19 protein-coding genes and 1 pseudogene are annotated in these 16,317 nt (G+C 50.9%); all 20 read right to left on the bottom strand.

Features of this window, described 5'->3' with window-relative positions; translation table 11 throughout:
- Positions 1 to 10 precede the first annotated feature (10 nt).
- Positions 11 to 340 carry a BMC domain-containing protein gene (locus G493_RS0119235; RefSeq protein WP_028581708.1) on the bottom strand — a complete coding sequence of 110 codons (330 nt, stop codon included), beginning with the start codon at positions 338 to 340 and terminating at the stop codon, positions 11 to 13.
- Between the two features lie 9 nt (positions 341 to 349).
- The gene (locus tag G493_RS0119230) at positions 350 to 754 is read right to left on the bottom strand and encodes a GlcG/HbpS family heme-binding protein (RefSeq protein ID WP_028581707.1); all 405 of its coding nucleotides are present in this window, start codon (positions 752 to 754) and stop codon (positions 350 to 352) included.
- A gap of 206 nt (positions 755 to 960) precedes the next feature.
- The gene (locus tag G493_RS0119220; RefSeq protein WP_028581706.1) at positions 961 to 2,364 is read right to left on the bottom strand and encodes an aldehyde dehydrogenase family protein; all 1,404 of its coding nucleotides are present in this window, start codon (positions 2,362 to 2,364) and stop codon (positions 961 to 963) included.
- A 133-nt stretch (positions 2,365 to 2,497) separates the two neighbouring features.
- A complete protein-coding gene (locus G493_RS32505) occupies positions 2,498 to 3,076 on the bottom strand; it encodes a GlcG/HbpS family heme-binding protein (protein WP_051309597.1) in 579 nt (192 codons plus the stop codon).
- A complete protein-coding gene (locus G493_RS30190) occupies positions 3,073 to 3,639 on the bottom strand; it encodes a cob(I)yrinic acid a,c-diamide adenosyltransferase (protein WP_051309595.1) in 567 nt (188 codons plus the stop codon). Before G493_RS30190 ends, G493_RS32505 begins: the two co-directional genes overlap by 4 nt.
- 12 nt (positions 3,640 to 3,651) lie before the next feature.
- The gene (locus G493_RS0119205; RefSeq protein WP_028581705.1) at positions 3,652 to 3,933 is read right to left on the bottom strand and encodes a EutN/CcmL family microcompartment protein; all 282 of its coding nucleotides are present in this window, start codon (positions 3,931 to 3,933) and stop codon (positions 3,652 to 3,654) included.
- A 31-nt stretch (positions 3,934 to 3,964) separates the two neighbouring features.
- On the bottom strand, positions 3,965 to 4,807 hold the full coding sequence (locus G493_RS0119200) for a flavoprotein (RefSeq protein ID WP_028581704.1): 843 nt from the start codon (positions 4,805 to 4,807) through the stop codon (positions 3,965 to 3,967).
- Positions 4,804 to 5,733, bottom strand: a complete 930-nt coding sequence (gene eutJ, locus G493_RS30185) for an ethanolamine utilization protein EutJ (RefSeq protein WP_205623720.1) — start codon at positions 5,731 to 5,733, stop codon at positions 4,804 to 4,806. The genes G493_RS0119200 and eutJ overlap by 4 nt, the downstream gene beginning before the upstream one ends.
- A 19-nt stretch (positions 5,734 to 5,752) precedes the next feature.
- Positions 5,753 to 6,370 (bottom strand): hypothetical protein, encoded by a 618-nt coding sequence (locus G493_RS0119190; RefSeq protein WP_028581703.1) that lies wholly within the window; start codon positions 6,368 to 6,370, stop codon positions 5,753 to 5,755.
- Positions 6,371 to 6,496: 126 nt separating this feature from the next.
- Positions 6,497 to 7,138, bottom strand: coding sequence for a BMC domain-containing protein (locus G493_RS33080; protein WP_084813668.1), 642 nt, complete (start codon positions 7,136 to 7,138; stop codon positions 6,497 to 6,499).
- A 31-nt stretch (positions 7,139 to 7,169) separates the two neighbouring features.
- On the bottom strand, positions 7,170 to 7,679 hold the full coding sequence (locus G493_RS30175) for a glycerol dehydratase reactivase beta/small subunit family protein (protein WP_051309593.1): 510 nt from the start codon (positions 7,677 to 7,679) through the stop codon (positions 7,170 to 7,172).
- On the bottom strand, positions 7,669 to 9,498 hold the full coding sequence (locus G493_RS0119170) for a diol dehydratase reactivase subunit alpha (protein WP_028581702.1): 1,830 nt from the start codon (positions 9,496 to 9,498) through the stop codon (positions 7,669 to 7,671). Before G493_RS0119170 ends, G493_RS30175 begins: the two co-directional genes overlap by 11 nt.
- 7 nt (positions 9,499 to 9,505) lie before the next feature.
- The gene (locus tag G493_RS0119165) at positions 9,506 to 10,045 is read right to left on the bottom strand and encodes a diol dehydratase small subunit (RefSeq protein WP_051309591.1); all 540 of its coding nucleotides are present in this window, start codon (positions 10,043 to 10,045) and stop codon (positions 9,506 to 9,508) included.
- 60 nt (positions 10,046 to 10,105) lie between these two features.
- Entirely contained in the window at positions 10,106 to 10,750 is a 645-nt protein-coding gene (locus tag G493_RS0119160) for a propanediol/glycerol family dehydratase medium subunit (protein WP_028581700.1), read from the bottom strand.
- A 29-nt stretch (positions 10,751 to 10,779) separates the two neighbouring features.
- Positions 10,780 to 12,447, bottom strand: a complete 1,668-nt coding sequence (locus G493_RS0119155) for a propanediol/glycerol family dehydratase large subunit (RefSeq protein ID WP_028581699.1) — start codon at positions 12,445 to 12,447, stop codon at positions 10,780 to 10,782.
- A 12-nt stretch (positions 12,448 to 12,459) separates the two neighbouring features.
- A complete protein-coding gene (gene pduB, locus G493_RS0119150) occupies positions 12,460 to 13,266 on the bottom strand; it encodes a propanediol utilization microcompartment protein PduB (protein ID WP_028581698.1) in 807 nt (268 codons plus the stop codon).
- Positions 13,267 to 13,345: 79 nt separating this feature from the next.
- A complete protein-coding gene (eutM, locus tag G493_RS0119145) occupies positions 13,346 to 13,633 on the bottom strand; it encodes an ethanolamine utilization microcompartment protein EutM (RefSeq protein ID WP_028581697.1) in 288 nt (95 codons plus the stop codon).
- Between the two features lie 567 nt (positions 13,634 to 14,200).
- A complete protein-coding gene (locus G493_RS30170; RefSeq protein WP_035275214.1) occupies positions 14,201 to 14,581 on the bottom strand; it encodes a DUF190 domain-containing protein in 381 nt (126 codons plus the stop codon).
- Positions 14,582 to 14,592: 11 nt separating this feature from the next.
- Complete coding sequence (locus G493_RS0119135) at positions 14,593 to 15,555, bottom strand: hypothetical protein (RefSeq protein ID WP_028581696.1); 963 nt, start codon at positions 15,553 to 15,555, stop codon at positions 14,593 to 14,595.
- A 547-nt stretch (positions 15,556 to 16,102) separates the two neighbouring features.
- Positions 16,103 to 16,317: pseudogene (locus tag G493_RS34070) on the bottom strand (IS701 family transposase); the annotation flags it as partial.

Raw genomic sequence — 16,317 nt, 5'->3', positions numbered from 1 at the left:
TCCTTTGCTCTCACAGGAGATACTGTTTATCCTTGTTTCCTGCACGCAGACGGCGTCCTTCACGAACCTTGTCCATGGCTGTCTGCACATCGGTTTGCCGTCCAAAAATGGCCAGCATCTGGATATGTTGGGGACAATTGCCATTGACCATGGTAACTGTCACATTGCTCGCCTTGGCTGCTGCGTCAGCTGCCCAGTAAAGATCGATCAGCGAGGCTTGGATAAGGCCCACAGCTCCCCACTGTACATTTCCTATAATCTGCCGTTCACCTGTATTAAGGTGAGCCCGGATCATCTGCAGAAAATCTTTCTGCGGAGCTTTGATGAGTTCAAGCCGCATGCAGTATCCCTATAAAGAAAGGGCCGCCTGACCGGCTTTGGCACAGGAAACATCCTGTTCAACACTGCCGCCAGAAACACCGAGACCTCCGATGAGAGTCTCGCCGCGGTACAGGGGAACCCCACCCCCGAAAATAACAATACGCCCCTGATCCGTAGCATGAATGCCATAAAGCGACTCACCAGGTTGAGCAGCTTTTGCCAGATCTTCAGTGGCGACTTTCACGGCAACCGATGTATATGCTTTGTTTCTGGCAATATCCACAGATACCAGTAACGCATCATCCATCCTGTGTTCAGCAACAAGATTGCCGCCAGTATCGACCACGGCGATAACCATGGGAACGCCGATTTCATCAGCCTTTTTCCGGGCTGCAGCCATGAGCACCAGTGCATCATCCAGTGAAATATTCATTTGTAATCTCCGTAAGTGGCGCAACAAAAGAAAATCTTTGCGAAAGTGTTTTTCCGTATGCTGCCACATATTTCTATAAAATCATCCTGGTTAATTCTCATTTCGAAGTCCACAGTTACCACTAAAAATAGCATGTTATACATAACGTAAACGTCAATACATCCAGCGAGGTACGAGACTCCGACAAAGCCGTTGCCGGATGGATATTAAATAATTCTGAATCCCTCTACCAAAGTGCAACGTCGCTGCCTGGTAAAGGAACGTGCAGATGTCATACCTTCACCTGTGGGACCGGCGATGGTAAAGGCGGTATGCCCTTCTCCCCCCAGACCGATACCTGCGTATGCGGGACCATTCTTCACAAAGATGGTTGTCTGTACAGCTCTTGCAAAGGCGGTCATATTGTCTACATTGGTGGAGTGCATAATAGCGGTATGGCGATTTCCCTGTTCAACCTGTACGGCAAAATCAATGCCTTCCTCAATATTGCGTACCCGGACAATGGGAAGAATGGGCATCATCTGCTCCGTCCAGACTAGGGGATGATCCTTTGGTGCTTCAAAAATGGCCAGACGATATTCCTCACCCAGGGTAACACCAATCTCTTTGAGGATAACCTGAACATTGCGCCCCACAAGTTTGGTATTAATCTTCCCTTTATCTGTCAGCACAAGCTTGGTGACTCTCTCAACCTCGTCTGGGGTGAGCATGTAGGCTTTCCCTGTTTCAAGCATGAACTTGATTAGGGAATCAGCCACTTCATCAACAACCACAACTTCTTTTTCACAGGTACAGAAGATATTGTTGTTAATGGAAGCACCACTGACGATGCATTCTGCGGCATTGCGGATATGCGCGGTCTCATCCACCAGGACAGGAGGATTGCCTGCTCCGGCGCCGATGGCCTTTTTACCTGATGAAAGCACAGCCCTGACAACAGGCTTACCACCAGTAGCCACCAGCATGTTGACTTTAGGATGCTCAATCAGTTCACGGGCACTGTCCAGGGTAGGTTTTGCAATGGCACTGATGAGGCCCGCAGGACCACCATTATCAACAATGGTTTTATGCAACAGTTTCAGTATAGTTGAACTGGTGGTAACTGCGCTTGGATGGGGGTTGAAAATCACCGCGTTGCCGGCAGCAATCATACTGATACTATTGTGGATAACCGTACCGGTAGGATTAGTGATAGGTGTGAGTGCACCGATAACTCCGACCGGGGCATACTCCAGCAGCATCAAGCCATCGTCACCTGTTTTGGCCAGCGGCTGAATATCCTCGATCCCTGGGGTTTTGGTTGCACAGAGAATATTTTCCCGAATCTTATCTTCGTAACGCCCAAGGCTGGTTTCTTCCACCGCCATGTCTGCAAGCATCTCATTATTATCCAGAACGGTCTGGCGCATGGCGTCTATAATTTCACCGCGTTTTTTCAACGTCAGTTTCAGCAACTCTTTCTGCGCACGTATGGCACAGTCCACAGCGCTGTCTACATTCTGATGTATGCCGTCAAAATCAGCCGGCGCACCTGAAGTTGATGATGAGCCATTGAGCTCGGTCAATACCTTTTGTATTATTCCGGCCAAATCCTGTTCACTGAGCGCCATGATTGTTTCTCCTCTAGTATAAAAAACGCAGTTACTTAGTACCTATCCAGAAATATCTCTTTTGCTCCACGCCTTAAACCTGAACAAAAAACAATATTCCCGGGCAGATACTACTCACCTTCATATCAATTATTCATATACAGCGTACATCTGCACAAATCGCCACAGCTGCTGCAACGTTTTCCTGCTGTTTGGGCGTAATCTCTCCTTGTTCCACCAGCAGTCTGCAGATTTCAACTACAGTCTCAACACCCTCTTTCTGAATTCCTTGGGGAAGATGCTCCAACAAAGCAGATGCAAGAAGTAGAATATCTTCCCAGGCCTGCAATACCCTTGTTACCACTTTCATGTCTTCTGGGACTGTCCCACCGCTGATGCCCACAGCGCCAACCACCTGATCACGCCATCGAAGGGGATATCCGCCTCCAAAGAGAACCACCCTGCCCTCTACTGAATGCTGGATGCCGTACAGCATTTCACCTGGCTGGGCCAAACGTCCCACTTCATGGGTGGGCATGCGCAAGGTGGCTGCTGTATATGCCTTATCAACGGCTATGGCACGGGAAGCAGGCAATGCACCCGGCATACGTAAAAAATGTACCAATGCCCCATCCTGATCAGTCAGGGCGATCACCATGGGTACATCCATGCGTAAGGCTTGATCCCTGGCTGCCTGGGTGAGGATCTGCGCACAGTGATACACATGATTCACGAGCAGGCCTCCTGTCGTTGCAGATATTCTTTCACAGCCGCGATAACCACAGCACGAACCTCAAGAGCCCAACTGATCATGAAAAGCAGATCAGAAAGCCGGTTGGTATATCGCAACAAGACCTCTCTCGCCTGTTCCTGTTTCTGCAGGGTAATAAGCAAGCGCTCGCAACGACGGCAGATAGTACGACTCACATGCAGGGCCGCACTGTCCATTGTTCTACCCGGAACAACAAAACCCGACGGTAATCCATACTGCCCGGTCAATGAGTCAATCCATGCTTCAAGCTGATCAACCTGCGACTGCTCAACAACCTGCCGCAATCGCCCTGTCTGTTCGGGTGTTGACGCCACTTCAGCACTGAGTACGAAGAGCATTTTCTGCACGCTGAAAAGTATTTCCTGTAATGCGCTGTCAGTCATCTGTGCACGGCAGAAGCCCAACTGGGCCTGCAGTTCATCCAAGGCTCCGTAAACGTTGACCCGCAATGCATCTTTGGCAACCTGTTCACCACTGAACAGCCTGGTTGTGCCTTTGTCACCAGTTCGTGTATACACTTTCACAGTCGTAACCCATCATCCTTTGATTGGCTCAACATTGAGCTGGTCCACAATGCCGACAATGGCTGCATCCACGGGAACATTCTCTCTATCCATGGCAATACGTGCACTGCTCCCGGTGACAACAACCACGGTTTCGCCTTCCCCGGCCCCTACTACGTCCAGTGCCACAATGGCTTTGCCTGTAAAAGTATTGCTTTCCGGACTGTATAGTTGAACAATCTGGATGCTGCTGCCACTGAGCAATTCATGTTTGCGCGTTGCGACCACAGTGCCTATAACCTGTCCTATCAACATGGTGGGATCCTCTCTTTGTACCTGCCAGGGGTTACTCTCGTATCAACCGAATTCCGTGTTGAACTGCCATCTCCTTGGCCAGAGGGGTAACCACTGTCCCCTGAGCTACCACGATATTCTGGCCAGTCGTCCGGGCACGCTGAACATGGGATGCCGTCACCAGTCTGCCATGTATTCTGTAGATCGATTTCTTCGTTCTTTGCTCATTCCTGGCTGTCTGAACTGCCGAGATTATTTCTTTACTACCATTACCGGAGCAGGCGCAAAATCCTGCACACAGCTGTTGCACATCCACCAGGTGACATCCATAGTCACGCAGGAGTTGCAACCGATCCTGCATTGCCTGGCAAAGAGCAGGCTTCACTGTCCGCTGTCCTGCTCGCCTGGCCCAATGAACATCCGCAGGATCAGCTCCGTTGACTGCTGCGATCACAGGCTTTCCAAGGCTGAGGGCATGCATCATAAGATTGGCAGGGATAGTATCTGCCAGAAGCTGAGCAACCCGTGACGCTGTATTCAGACTGAGCATCGGCACAACGAGTCCGGTAGCTCCGGTCAATGCCTGATACCATTTATCTGTATCCAGCTGACTGATATGGGGAAAACCTGCCAGCTCTTCACGAAGCGTATTGCCGTAAATATTTTCCGCCGCATCAGAAAGAACCAACTGGATCGCATATCCATTCAGGACCAAATTTCGTACCTGGGCACAGGCATGGGTAAATCCAACGGTGGCACCTGTAAATACGGCCACTACGGAGCCTTTGTGGCCGTCAGCTCCAATGTGCTGGGCCAGTCTGGAAATTATTTCTGTGACCAGGTTGGTAATCTGTTGTTCCGTCATCTCCACTACCTTCTCATTGCCTGCAATCATGCTGCAGTATGTTCACCAATACCTGCTACCTTTTGCCAGCAACTCAAGGCAATACCCAACGGCGTGACCAACAGTGGTAATTTTGGTTTCACCACCTCAATACCGCACTCGTCTGCAATGACCTGCTCGATCCAGGGAAAGGTGGACGTTCCTCCCACCAGATAAATGCGCTCCACCGGATGATTACTCAGGTGGGTACGAACAATGCTTGCCATTTTCTGGAACACGGGCCGAACTATGGGAAATACTTCCCGTTGCCCCATGGGATCGCACTTCATCTTCTCAGCTTCTTCCTGGGACACGTGAAAATGCCCGGAAATAACCAGGTCAAGATGGGTTCCACCGGTGGCCTCATCGGCGGTGTAGACCACACGACCCTTTTCCAGTACAGAAATGCCGGTGGTACCACCTCCAATATCTACAACAGCACCATCCTGGATATCCAGAACCTTAGCTGCAGCAGACGGCTCATCGGTAAGCAGCTCCACCTCCAGGTTTGCACTTTGCAGAACATGGCCAAAGGTTTCTGCGTTGCGTCCGCTTGTTCCTGGCGGAAAAGCGGCAGCTCCTGCATGAAGTTCGAACCCCTGTTGACGTAACCCCCGAATTTGCTCGCCAAGTATGGTAAGCGCTCCCACATAATCCAGAACAAGACCATCCCGCACGCTGGATCGGCTACGGGTTACAGCTCCTGCAACAGGATTCCCACCATTATCAACCACAGCTGTCACAATATAGGCTGTACCAAGATCTACTCCTGTGTATAAAGGTCCCTGGGCGGATGTCACAGGGTTGTCTATGACATCGGCAAATGCCTGTATTCTTGCTTCAACCGGATTATCTCCCGAGTCATCGGGGTCGTTATTACACCACCTGTTACGGAGTATCAGCATGGGTTCACTCATTGTGGTTGAGGGTGCAGTCATGGCTCACCTTCCTGCAAGGTCAGACATCGCGTCCGGTCAGTTTAAGAATAGCAGTCTCAGCCGCCTTACCGGCACGCTCGACATCGGACTGCTTGCCGCCAAGATAGAGACGGCCGACAGCGCCGTATACGCGGCAATCAACCAGGGTGATATTGGCGTTCTTCTCAGCCTCATTGGCTGCAATGGTGATATAACCTGCAGGAGCAACCTCCATGATGTAAAGATCCTGACCAGGTAAGAGCATAGAGCACAGGCGGCTGACGTTCACCATCTGGGAATGATAGGCGTTCACCTTGTGGATAATCTGGGTACTGAGGATTTTAGGTTTGATGCGATCCACCTCTTTGCATTTCATGGTGGTGAGGACAGCCGAGCCAGCATGTTTCACATCCTCCTGATTCTCACCATGAAACTCAAGAACACCAAAATGGCGTTCAACAACCATAAGACCTGGACGGATGTTGGCTGCCTTGACTGCGGCATCGGTTACCTCATTGATGAGTACACCCGGAGCAATCTCCACCAGCATGGCGGCCATACCAGGCACAGGGGTGAAGCCCTTTGAATTGGCGCCAATATAGGCTGCGAGTTGGGGCTGCAGCCGATCTAAATACACATAGGTGCGAAGTTCTGACATCGTTCTCACTCCTTGACTTTCAGTGGTTTAAAGGTGACTCATCGTCATATCCCTTTACCGGGAAAATATTTTTTCAAAGGGTTTGCAATGTGGAGCAGAAAACCATTCTTTTCTGCGTACCACCTGTTATTCATTGTTCTTTTCACCCTGTTCCGGCAGACTGTCTTCCTGGACCTTTCGGGAAGCGGGTTCAGTTGTCGGAGCTGCAGCCTGCCTGGGCGTGTCTGCAACTGGTGGTGCCTTTTCGGGAGCGACTTGCTTAGGCGCAGCCTTTTTCGGTGCAGGACTGCTCTTTTTAGGCACTGTGGTTTTTCGCTGTCTGGTTGTGGTCTGTTTTTTTCTGGTAGACCTGGTGGGTGCCCGCTTGGTTCGTGTGGCCGGCTTCTTTGCTGAATCGCTAGAACGCTTGGCTGCCGAAGCGGTCTTTTTCGCCTCCATGGCTGGTTGCTCCGGCTGGTCATCCCCTGAGGCAGATTCCTGGGTGGGAGGTTCAGGTTCTTGTCCGAAGGGAAGAACAAGCTGCTTATCAGGACGAGGAATAACCAGCCTGGCAACGATTTCACCCACAGGAGTTGCCGCAGCAACACCAGCTTGAACAGCAGCGTTGACAGCGCCGACATCACCCTGAAATGCTATACTGATAAGTGCCGGAGAAACCCGTTTATAGCCTAGAAAGGTTACAGCCGCCGCTTTCGTTCCTGCATCAGCGGCAACCACTGCTGCTACATATCCCCTGGTTTCAATAATGCCTAAACTGGTTCCAGCCATTTTTATATCTCCTGCCTGTTATCAATCGAGCTCATTTCCTGGCGGCGAGTACCTGCCGTACAATTTCCATGATAATTCTGGTTACAAGTTCTTCCGTAGGTTCAATACGTCGAGGTGCTGCCGGTGTCTGCTCTTGCTTTTGCACCTGTGGTTCCACATCCACATCATCTTCAGGGAAAACCAATGGATTCCCCTTTATCAGCCGTGCTGCATTTGCTCCAAGCCTACGATAGATCAGCATATCCTGGCCACCGAGTAGCTCAGTGAACAGGGGCTCGGCAGTGGGTAAATCACGGTGGTGCAGGATCACTTGCTGTTCTCCATGGCCTGCCCCGATCGCAACATTTAACCTGGATTGCCTGGCAATTTCCCAGGTATGTTGTTGTATATTTCCTGTGGCGAGGCTTGTTTCCAATGCTGGAATGCCTTCTTCCTCCAGACCCCAGAGTAAGGCTTCCACCACCGATCTTTCAATTCGGCCAACCATGACCACAGGAACCAGGGGCTTCTGGCTTATGAGTTCAACAAATTCACGATCCATATCCTGTCCCTGCACTGGTCAGGACAAGTCCTGTTGCCACTGCATTGCGAGGTCCCTGGCTGCCGCGAACATTTGCCCGGCCAGTAACGACACCGTATTCCAACAATACGTCGGAAATCATTTTGGGTATTTCAAAATCAAGGGAAGATCCGCCAACCAGGGTGACAAAATCTATCAGCCTGATGTTCCCTCCAGGCGCGACACCTGCCAACGCCCGTAGCGAGTTGCGAACAAAAACCTTTTCTTTTGCTTTTCTCCGCACCTCGGCCACTCTGCCGATGGGATCCTGAACAGGCAGAGGCTGGGGGCCGAGCTCAGACATCACCACCACCCGGCCAAATAACCGAGGATCCATGGGAGCGTCAAAAAACTCCACCGAACCATCTTCGTGGCGCAGGTGAAACAGGGTCTCAACCTTAGCCAGGGGATAAAATTTGATGCGCTCAGCCAGATCAAGATCATCCAACCCCAGCTCTTTATCTATGAGCAGGGTCACCATATCGCCCGCACCTGCCAGATGGGTGGAGCGGACAACACCCGATTCCTGAATCAGAGACGCATCTGTGGAACCTCCGCCCAGATCAAGGATGGCCAATGGCGCCTTGGTTCCGGGGGTAGTCAGTGCTCCATGTATAGCCATCTCCGCTTCAACCCCGGCAACGGTAACCGGTACCTGTATCTCTTCCTGGAGTTTACGGGCCAGCATCTGCATGGGCAGTTTCTGTGTCTGCACCATGGCGGCTAAACCTACGGCGTTCCCCAAGGCATACTCGCCTGCCAGATTTCCCTGTACCTGCTGGGGAACCAGCGTATCAACGGCAATAATGTCCTGTACCAGGATTTCTCCCACCGGTTGATTGGTGAGATCAGCCATGACACGACGTACGGTTTCAAACATCCCACCAACATTGGTACCAGGCTCTGCACGGATCTCTGTCAGGGGCTGGACCTCATCAACCTTGTCCATGATGACTTCCGCACCCTCGTCCACCGGAACCTGAACCGTCGCCTTGTCGCCGATCAGGGTAAGGCTGCCTGCAGGGATTCTTCGCTCCTGAATATCTCCGCGGGGTGTTTTGATAACCACAGCACTGCGTACACCGGTCAAGGCCCTGGCAATTGGTACGATGTTTCTGGTCTGGTCTGCCTCCAGGTTAAACAGTGTGGCAATGTCGTAGGGGTTGGAAAGCTTCTCAATGCTCCTGCCCACGGAGGCCACCTCAACAGCTGCAAACATGCCAACAGGAACCCTATCCACATAACGCACCTCATCCACTATGGGGATGGGTTGGCTGAGCCGGTTATGAATCAGAACCCCGTCGTCGAGCTGTACTATAGCTCCGTTGATCCGGACTCCGCGATTTACTGCCTGGTTAAGCAGGTCAGCTGCCAGTTGAAAATTTGTTTCCCGTGAAACAATTACTATGTATTCCTGATCAGTTGAGGCTGTACCCAGGTCAGCAATACTCCTGGTAATACCAGTCCCCAGCCCCATACCGCCGGGGGTTGTGGGATTATGCCCGATCATGGCAGATTCGGTGATGACCGTCTCTGTGATCGTTTCCATGGCAACATCTCCGATGACTGGAGTTGCCTCGTTCAGCAGGACACCGGCCAGTTCTTTACGGGGTATCTGTAAAGGCTGGAGTGCCTGATCCAGAGCATCGATAATACCACTCACATTGCGCATGGTGCCCTTGATGCCGATGGTCCGTACAAGGCTCTGCCCACGGAAGGTAGCCTCACCGCGGTCATTGACCTCAGCGACAGCTACCTCTGTGGTATTATTGCCTATGTCTACGCCTGCGATCAGTACCATGGCATACTTACGCGGCTTTCAGACGACCTGCTTTTTCATACACGTCCGCTGCCTCACGCACCAGGGCTGCACATATTTTCGCCTGATACTGATTTTCCAGCTCTGCGGCGATGTCGAGCATCTCCTGTTTGGTGCAGCGATATGGCCGCAGGGAGTTGTAGATTTCCAGTACCCTGGCATCGGGTACACGGGTCAATTCCGCTGCGCGACGCATGTTTGCCGCAAGATGTGGCCGACCGGCACTCTCTGCGATCTGCGCCTGATACTCCAGGGTTTCAGGTCGAATTTTGATATCTTCAAACTTAATCTGACCGGAAACCACCTTCTCCAGGGTGATATCGTTTAATTGCAGTCCGCTGGCGGATTGAACCAGATCCGGACGCTTGGCAGCCAGAGGATAATCCTTTTTTGCATCAAGGTGCCCGCTGCTCTGGGCAGGAGCAGACGCAGATGGCTGCGTCCCTCCCTGATTCATGGCTGCCAGTACCTGCTTGACCATTGCCGCAATGGCATCCTGTGCGGCTGTATCTTGTTGAGATTGAGCCATCTGCTCTTCCTCCGTTATTGATTTGGATCTCAAAAAAATTGTCTGGTGTCAGACACCAGATCACGCCAGGGCGAGTTCCTTGGTAGATTTATGACGATCCACCAACTGGGTTTCCTTGTTATGCAGCAAGGCTGCAAGTCCCTGGTATTTTGGTCTCGCCATGGGATCGTTACGTACCGGAACCGGAGAGGGATTCTCCCCTTTGGCATACTTGGCAGCATTTCTGCCCATGGCACGGAATGTTTCCAACTCCACCAGTGGGGCCTGGGAAAACAGCTCCAGGTTCTGCAATGGCGCAAGGTCACGCTGATGAATCACAGATGTTCCACGGGAAATAATGCCAATACCAATACCGGAACCGCTCAGCTTGGCAGCCTCATGGCCGATAAAGCCCACATCAGCAGTACGATTGACTTTTACGAGCCTGGCTTTGAGTCCTTCCTCTTCAATACCGGCCATGACCTCACGCAATACATCCTGGTGAGGTATGTGGATAATGGTCTGGGTCATGGTGTTCCCAAATGCAGGCGGAAGACCTATCACCACTTCATTTTTATCTTTTCCAACAACAGCATCACCTGTTTCCCGCAGATTCAACGGCACCGGAGCCGCAGTCGATGCAGGGGCTGATGCAGAGGCAGGGGGCTGCATTTGGCCCATAACTTCAAGGATGATCTCCTTGACCATCTCTTCAGAAATTTTCATGATCAATGCTCCTTCTATGCTTAGGCGGCTCAGACGTCTTCAGGACTGATGGCAGCCGGAATATTTTTCAGCAGATCCCAACGCTCTCCTTCCAGGCGATAACCGGTACCGGGGCCCGTGTAGGTATTGGGATCATTGACTGCGGAAATAACGTTGAAATCTTTGTCAAAAATTGCTGAAGTGTGCAGATAGTCGCCACTCACCTTGCCTTTGAGCATATTGAGTACACTTTCCGCTACGTCCTGGAAACCGCGTTTCGCCAGAGCCTGCACTACATCCAGGCCGGTTGTACCCCGCTGCATCATCTCATCCACAGCACGGAGATCCTCGGGCACATTACGATCCGGCATATCTTTCGAGCCATGTGCATAGGTCGCTGCTTCCACCTCGGCATCGGTAATCGGAGGCAGGCGGAGTTCTTCAAAAACTGCTTTCAGCGCAAGTACCGCACGGTTACGCACAGCAATGACATCTTCCTCACTTACCGGGTTCAGAGACATATCTGTCTGCAGGTCGCGCTGCAGGACCAACATATCGTCGTAGTCGTCCACGTCATGGGTGGAACCGGCAAACATGTTGTCATAGTTGGGAGATGCGGAATAACCAGAGAAAATAAAATCAGTTCCCGGCAGAAACTGCATGAGCATCCTGGCGGTGTTACGGATGGGTGAATGGGTGAAGGTCTGGTCATTACCGGAGGCAACTTCCAGGTCATTCAGCACAGTAGCCACGTTTTCAGCCAGTACCGCCCGAATACCTGCAGGTACAGCGCCTGGTACGCCGATACAGCTGATGGAACCGTTCTGCAGTCCCTGAACACCGGCACCCTTGGTCACCATAATGCAGCGGATCTCCAGGTAGAGCATGGATTTGCCTTCTGCATATCCCATCTGTACTTCAGATCCAGTTCCTGAAGTGTAGCGCATCTTCAGACCGCGTGATGCATAGGCAGAGGCAAGAAATGCCTTTGACCATGGTGTATCGTCACCATCAACAAACACCTGCTCTGTACCATATACGGAAACTGTCTCAGCATAATGGGTGAGACCGCGCATTCCCATGGTCAGCTCCAGGGCTTCCTCAACAGCGCACTGGGCCAGTACACCGGGACGTCCGGTCTGTCCACCGACCAGCAGGGACAGCGCGTTCATGGGAGCATATCGCCCCACACCCACGGTGGTTTCAATTTCAGCAAAACCACGCAGGGTTGCCTCGGCCGCATCAGCTGCCAGCAATGGTGCAGAATCTTTTACATTGGTTACATGGGCCTGATTGGAAGGTGTGCTTCGGCTGCGCAGTTTCTGCATGGCCATCATCAACTCAACCACGTTCAGGCGTTTGAGTACATCCACATATTTTGCAGGGGTCATGCCCACGGAAAGACGTACAATCTCTTTCCTGGGAACATTGATGTCCACCAGCATACGGGCAATGGTCAATGAATCCATAGCCATGACTTCTTCTGCCACTTCAGTCACGATGGTGTGATCGGCAATCCAGGCATCGATCATGTCAAACTGATCGCGTTTTTTGCCGTCCATTTCCACAACCTTGCCCTGCTCAATACATATGGAGGGAGTCGGGTCCTGGGGGCTGTCCAGAGCAATCAGACCGACTTCCATCCATTCCTTGATGAAGCCGTCCTGATTGACCGCACGATCTGCCAGAACCTCAAATCTTTTTTGTCGTTTTGCCATTGGACACACCTCCTAAATATATGGCGTGGTCTGACTCTTTGGTTCCTGACCCCAGGCACCAAGTAACTTGTTGCCCACATCACGTCCTGCCATAACTGCCTGACGCACGGCTCCGGAGTCTCCGGTTACCCAGATAAACACTTCATTGGTCAGGGAGGTATTGTTTGCAGGTGAGCCATAGCCGACAATCTTGACATCTGCCGCCTTGACCGCAGAATCAATCATCAGCATACCTACAACAGCAGGTGCTCCAAGAATGAGTCCAAAGGCTGCTCCTTCAGGTGCGCCCAAAGCAAAGTTGAGACATTTGGAGGCACGTGCCGAATACTGCAGCTCGGTGTAGCCGGCATCGTTGGCATAAACATCACCAAAATATTTTGGCAGAACTTCCAGGGTAACTTCCACAGCACGGCGCGCATCGGAAACATCTTCTGCACCGAATACGATTAAGTTACCGTGACCAGCTCCACCCTTGGTGTCACGTGGCATTTCCACACGAATTATCTCTGTGTTGGTGGCTTTAACGGCGTCATCTGCCGCCATCAGGTGTGGTCCGGCTCCGGTTCTGCCACCGATAACACCGATGGAACGATATTTTTTATCAAAACCCATGATTTCATGGATATTGGAATCCAGGTTGGCAATGACGATACCCATGGTATCACCCATGCCGGCACCGACAAACTCCGTTACCTGAACTAATTCTTCTCTGACTGCAGCTGCCGGAGATTCTTCTTTCTTGGTTTCCGGTGCTGCCTCTGCTCCTCCAACGCGCCGCATGACTTCCTGCATTACTTTTTCAATCAATTGTTCTTGCACTTGCCTTTCCTCCAGGATGTTCTCTTACTCGGTCTCTGCCGAATTTCGCTGGTTCGTGTCGTCTGTTGTTCGAATGCACTTACTCTGCGGTTGCGCCTTGGGGCAGAATAATTTCCACATCGGTATGAGGACGAGGAATGACATGCACGGAAATAACCTCGCCAACTTTTTGAGCCGCAGCAGCACCGGCATCTGTGGCAGCTTTCACAGCACCGACATCGCCGCGAACCATTGCTGTTACAAGTCCTGCACCGATCTGTTTTTGACCGATCAGGGTGACATTGGCAGCCTTGACCATTGCATCACATGCCTCGATACTGGCTACAAGACCCTTGGTTTCAATCATCCCTAAAGCCTCTTTAATCATCGGTGATCCTCCCTAAGAATCGAAGTTGAGTGAAGAAGCGGTGCAGTATGTATGTGTCTACCGCCTCATTTGCTGATTACTGAGGGATGATCCACTGGGGAACAATCCCACATCAGGCAGGACCTGCCTGCACATCACGTTGACAGGGATACCTGGCTCTTCACCACCCTGTCTGATTCTCCCGAACATTTCTCATGATGTTTTCAAAACATGAGACACGCGGTCTATTCTTCGTACCACCCATTAAACCTATTGCGGACTGAAGGAACAATCCCGTGAAAGGAGGATTTCCTCCCCCCCAAAAAGGGGGTTTAAGGGTGAGACAAAAAAAACATTCACGTACAAAAAGACCTGCAGATCGACAATGAGGCATACCATGCATCAGCCTGACTCGTTGTTCTTATGAAACAATTCATCGGGATATTAAAAAACCGGCATAACCCGATAACTGTAACCGTTTATCCAGTGCTCCAGGTTCGTTCAAGCAGGCCTCTTCGCTATAGTTGGCTATGCGATGAGGCCTGATCGGACGAAAATGGGGTACTGGTGAACGGTTACATTCTGATTCTATTTTTTTGACAGATCACAAGCAGCCGGCCCATCTCCCCCATCTCCACAGGAAGGATGATGGTAGGCAAGTACATTCACCGGTTCTTCGGTAATAAGCCCCTGGGTCACCATCTGACTGATGGTCGGCAGAACAGCCTGAAGCCGCTCTTCCTTGTCCACGACCTCAATGATGATCGGCAAGTTCTCTTCAGATTGCAGAGGTTTAGCCTCATGTATACGCTCTCCAGCCGCAAAGCCGGCAATACCTCGCAGCGCCGTCGCCCCTGCGATTCCCGCATTTTTCAAAGTGTCGAGAAGAACGTGATAGAGTTTTTTCCCTTCATGGGTGTCATGCTCCCCAATGTAGATTTTCACCCTTTTAAGTTGTTCACTCGCCATAAGATTCCCCCTTACATCATGGAATTATGTATTGTATTGAGAATAAAAGTGCCTAGAGCAATGGCAGCAGCTGGTGGATCGAGATGATTCGAACCATGATTCCAGAACATACGGGCGCATAACTCCTGAAAAAAGGCGGCAGCAATACCAACCAGACCTGCTATGAGCAGTGAGCCGAAATGGAGATAGGCAAGTGCAGACAAAATTGCCATGCAATGCCAGACAGGAAATTTTTGAATTTCTCCTGTTGCCAGGTTCAAACCCGCAAGACAGATTGCAGCCAGAGCCCAGCCGAGAATAAGGGGAACCACAAAAGCAGCAGCTCCAGAAATTTGACCATCCGCAGCCATTGGATCAAGAACGGTTTTGGTTCCCATTGCCAGAGCAGCAGACAGGATTCCAGCACCAAAACCGACAACCAGTAAACGCGAAGGCGGTGACATCCATGGAACCCAGGAAATGGCATAATTGCTGGTACCCAGCCAACCATGCTCTTTAATGGAAGCAGTGTTACCCCATGGCATTTCCTGGTGAAACAACAAACGGGCCACAAAGGTCACCAGAACAATGGAAAGGGCAATGCAATCAAAAGATTTTATGACAGGAACCTGAACCAGTACCTGTAACAGTGAATGAGCTGCCAGCGCTGCTAATCCACCAACCAAGAGAACATCCCAACTCGTACCAACCAGCGGTGAAAGAATATCCTTGCCTGTTGCCGAGGGAAGATTTTTTCTTACTCCCGCGGAATAACTGACAGCAATGACTCCTCCTAAAAATCCGATATGAGGTCCAAAAACTGGGCCCAAACCGACTTGCAGCAAAATGAAATCACCTCCACCAGCAAGCACAACCAAGCAACCTCCGAGAACAATGAAACCACAAAGGACAAACGCCCACAGTCCTCCCAAAGCAGCACCAAAAATACCTCCGCCAAAACATATCAACAGCGTATTCAAACTCCACGGTTCCATGTTCTCTCCTCCTCTTGGTAGTATGTAATCCCCAGGCCAGGGAACCAGCTCGCTAACCAGGGACGTAGGCATTCCGTTAAAGAGTAGTTGGCTTCAGTTGTCTGCCTTTCAGGTACGCACAAAGCACCTGTGAAACGAGTAGACCATTTCACTTTTTTCACGATTCATCAGCAAAATGCAGAGACAAAGACATTCCATATTTTCTGGTAACCACACACTCCTCCAACATTAGAGTAAATGGTATAGTGAAGAGCAGTTCGCAACAATCAAGCAAAGGAAGGAAAAAGAGATACTCAGATGGGTGAATTTAGGGGGAGAAGAGGGGGAGAATTGGAGAAATTTGAGTACTGCATCCCCCAAAACCTGCATCAAGTTAGGGCAGAGGGCTTCTATAGTTTCGCATAAACAATGCCATTTGATGAGCCCATATGAATAGTTGACCTTCTCTTTGACGTGTCCACATGTTTTCTCTGAGGTTATATAAACCTGCATATATATGCGTAACTAAAGTTTCCTGGAAATTATCACATCGCCGATCCCGGTTCCCCTACGCGACCATGCGTAGCAGTGTTCTGACAAAAGATTTTTGCGTCTTTTGCCTCGGTAACGGGCAAATCGATTGAAAATCCTCACTCAATGCGGCCTCGGCTATAATTCTTCGGACATCTGAAAATGCAAATCCGGAACGGCCGCGAACTTTATATTTGCGATCGGGCGCCTTTTGCAGTCGAGCCGCATAAACCCATGTCAGCGTTGTCGCCA

Origin of the sequence: Desulfogranum japonicum DSM 18378 (genome assembly GCF_000429945.1) — a bacterium.
In the GTDB taxonomy this organism is placed as follows: domain Bacteria; phylum Desulfobacterota; class Desulfobulbia; order Desulfobulbales; family Desulfobulbaceae; genus Desulfogranum; species Desulfogranum japonicum.
Note: the sequence above shows the minus strand (reverse complement) of the source record. Positions and strands in the feature narration are given on the sequence as shown.

What these genes read in the sequence shown, in the direction of transcription:
- G493_RS0119235 (WP_028581708.1), bottom strand. Translation starts at nt 340, where the DNA reads ATGCGGCTTGAACTCATCAAAGCTCCGCAGAAAGATTTTCTGCAGATG.
- G493_RS0119230 (WP_028581707.1), bottom strand. Translation starts at nt 754, where the DNA reads ATGAATATTTCACTGGATGATGCACTGGTGCTCATGGCTGCAGCCCGG.
- G493_RS0119220 (WP_028581706.1), bottom strand. Translation starts at nt 2,364, where the DNA reads ATGGCGCTCAGTGAACAGGATTTGGCCGGAATAATACAAAAGGTATTG.
- G493_RS0119205 (WP_028581705.1), bottom strand. Translation starts at nt 3,933, where the DNA reads ATGTTGATAGGACAGGTTATAGGCACTGTGGTCGCAACGCGCAAACAT.
- G493_RS0119200 (WP_028581704.1), bottom strand. Translation starts at nt 4,807, where the DNA reads ATGATTGCAGGCAATGAGAAGGTAGTGGAGATGACGGAACAACAGATT.
- eutJ (WP_205623720.1), bottom strand. Translation starts at nt 5,733, where the DNA reads ATGACTGCACCCTCAACCACAATGAGTGAACCCATGCTGATACTCCGT.
- G493_RS0119190 (WP_028581703.1), bottom strand. Translation starts at nt 6,370, where the DNA reads ATGTCAGAACTTCGCACCTATGTGTATTTAGATCGGCTGCAGCCCCAA.
- G493_RS33080 (WP_084813668.1), bottom strand. Translation starts at nt 7,138, where the DNA reads ATGGCTGGAACCAGTTTAGGCATTATTGAAACCAGGGGATATGTAGCA.
- G493_RS30175 (WP_051309593.1), bottom strand. Translation starts at nt 7,679, where the DNA reads ATGGATCGTGAATTTGTTGAACTCATAAGCCAGAAGCCCCTGGTTCCT.
- G493_RS0119170 (WP_028581702.1), bottom strand. Translation starts at nt 9,498, where the DNA reads ATGGTACTGATCGCAGGCGTAGACATAGGCAATAATACCACAGAGGTA.
- G493_RS0119165 (WP_051309591.1), bottom strand. Translation starts at nt 10,045, where the DNA reads ATGGCTCAATCTCAACAAGATACAGCCGCACAGGATGCCATTGCGGCA.
- G493_RS0119160 (WP_028581700.1), bottom strand. Translation starts at nt 10,750, where the DNA reads ATGAAAATTTCTGAAGAGATGGTCAAGGAGATCATCCTTGAAGTTATG.
- G493_RS0119155 (WP_028581699.1), bottom strand. Translation starts at nt 12,447, where the DNA reads ATGGCAAAACGACAAAAAAGATTTGAGGTTCTGGCAGATCGTGCGGTC.
- eutM (WP_028581697.1), bottom strand. Translation starts at nt 13,633, where the DNA reads ATGATTAAAGAGGCTTTAGGGATGATTGAAACCAAGGGTCTTGTAGCC.
- G493_RS30170 (WP_035275214.1), bottom strand. Translation starts at nt 14,581, where the DNA reads ATGGCGAGTGAACAACTTAAAAGGGTGAAAATCTACATTGGGGAGCAT.
- G493_RS0119135 (WP_028581696.1), bottom strand. Translation starts at nt 15,555, where the DNA reads ATGGAACCGTGGAGTTTGAATACGCTGTTGATATGTTTTGGCGGAGGT.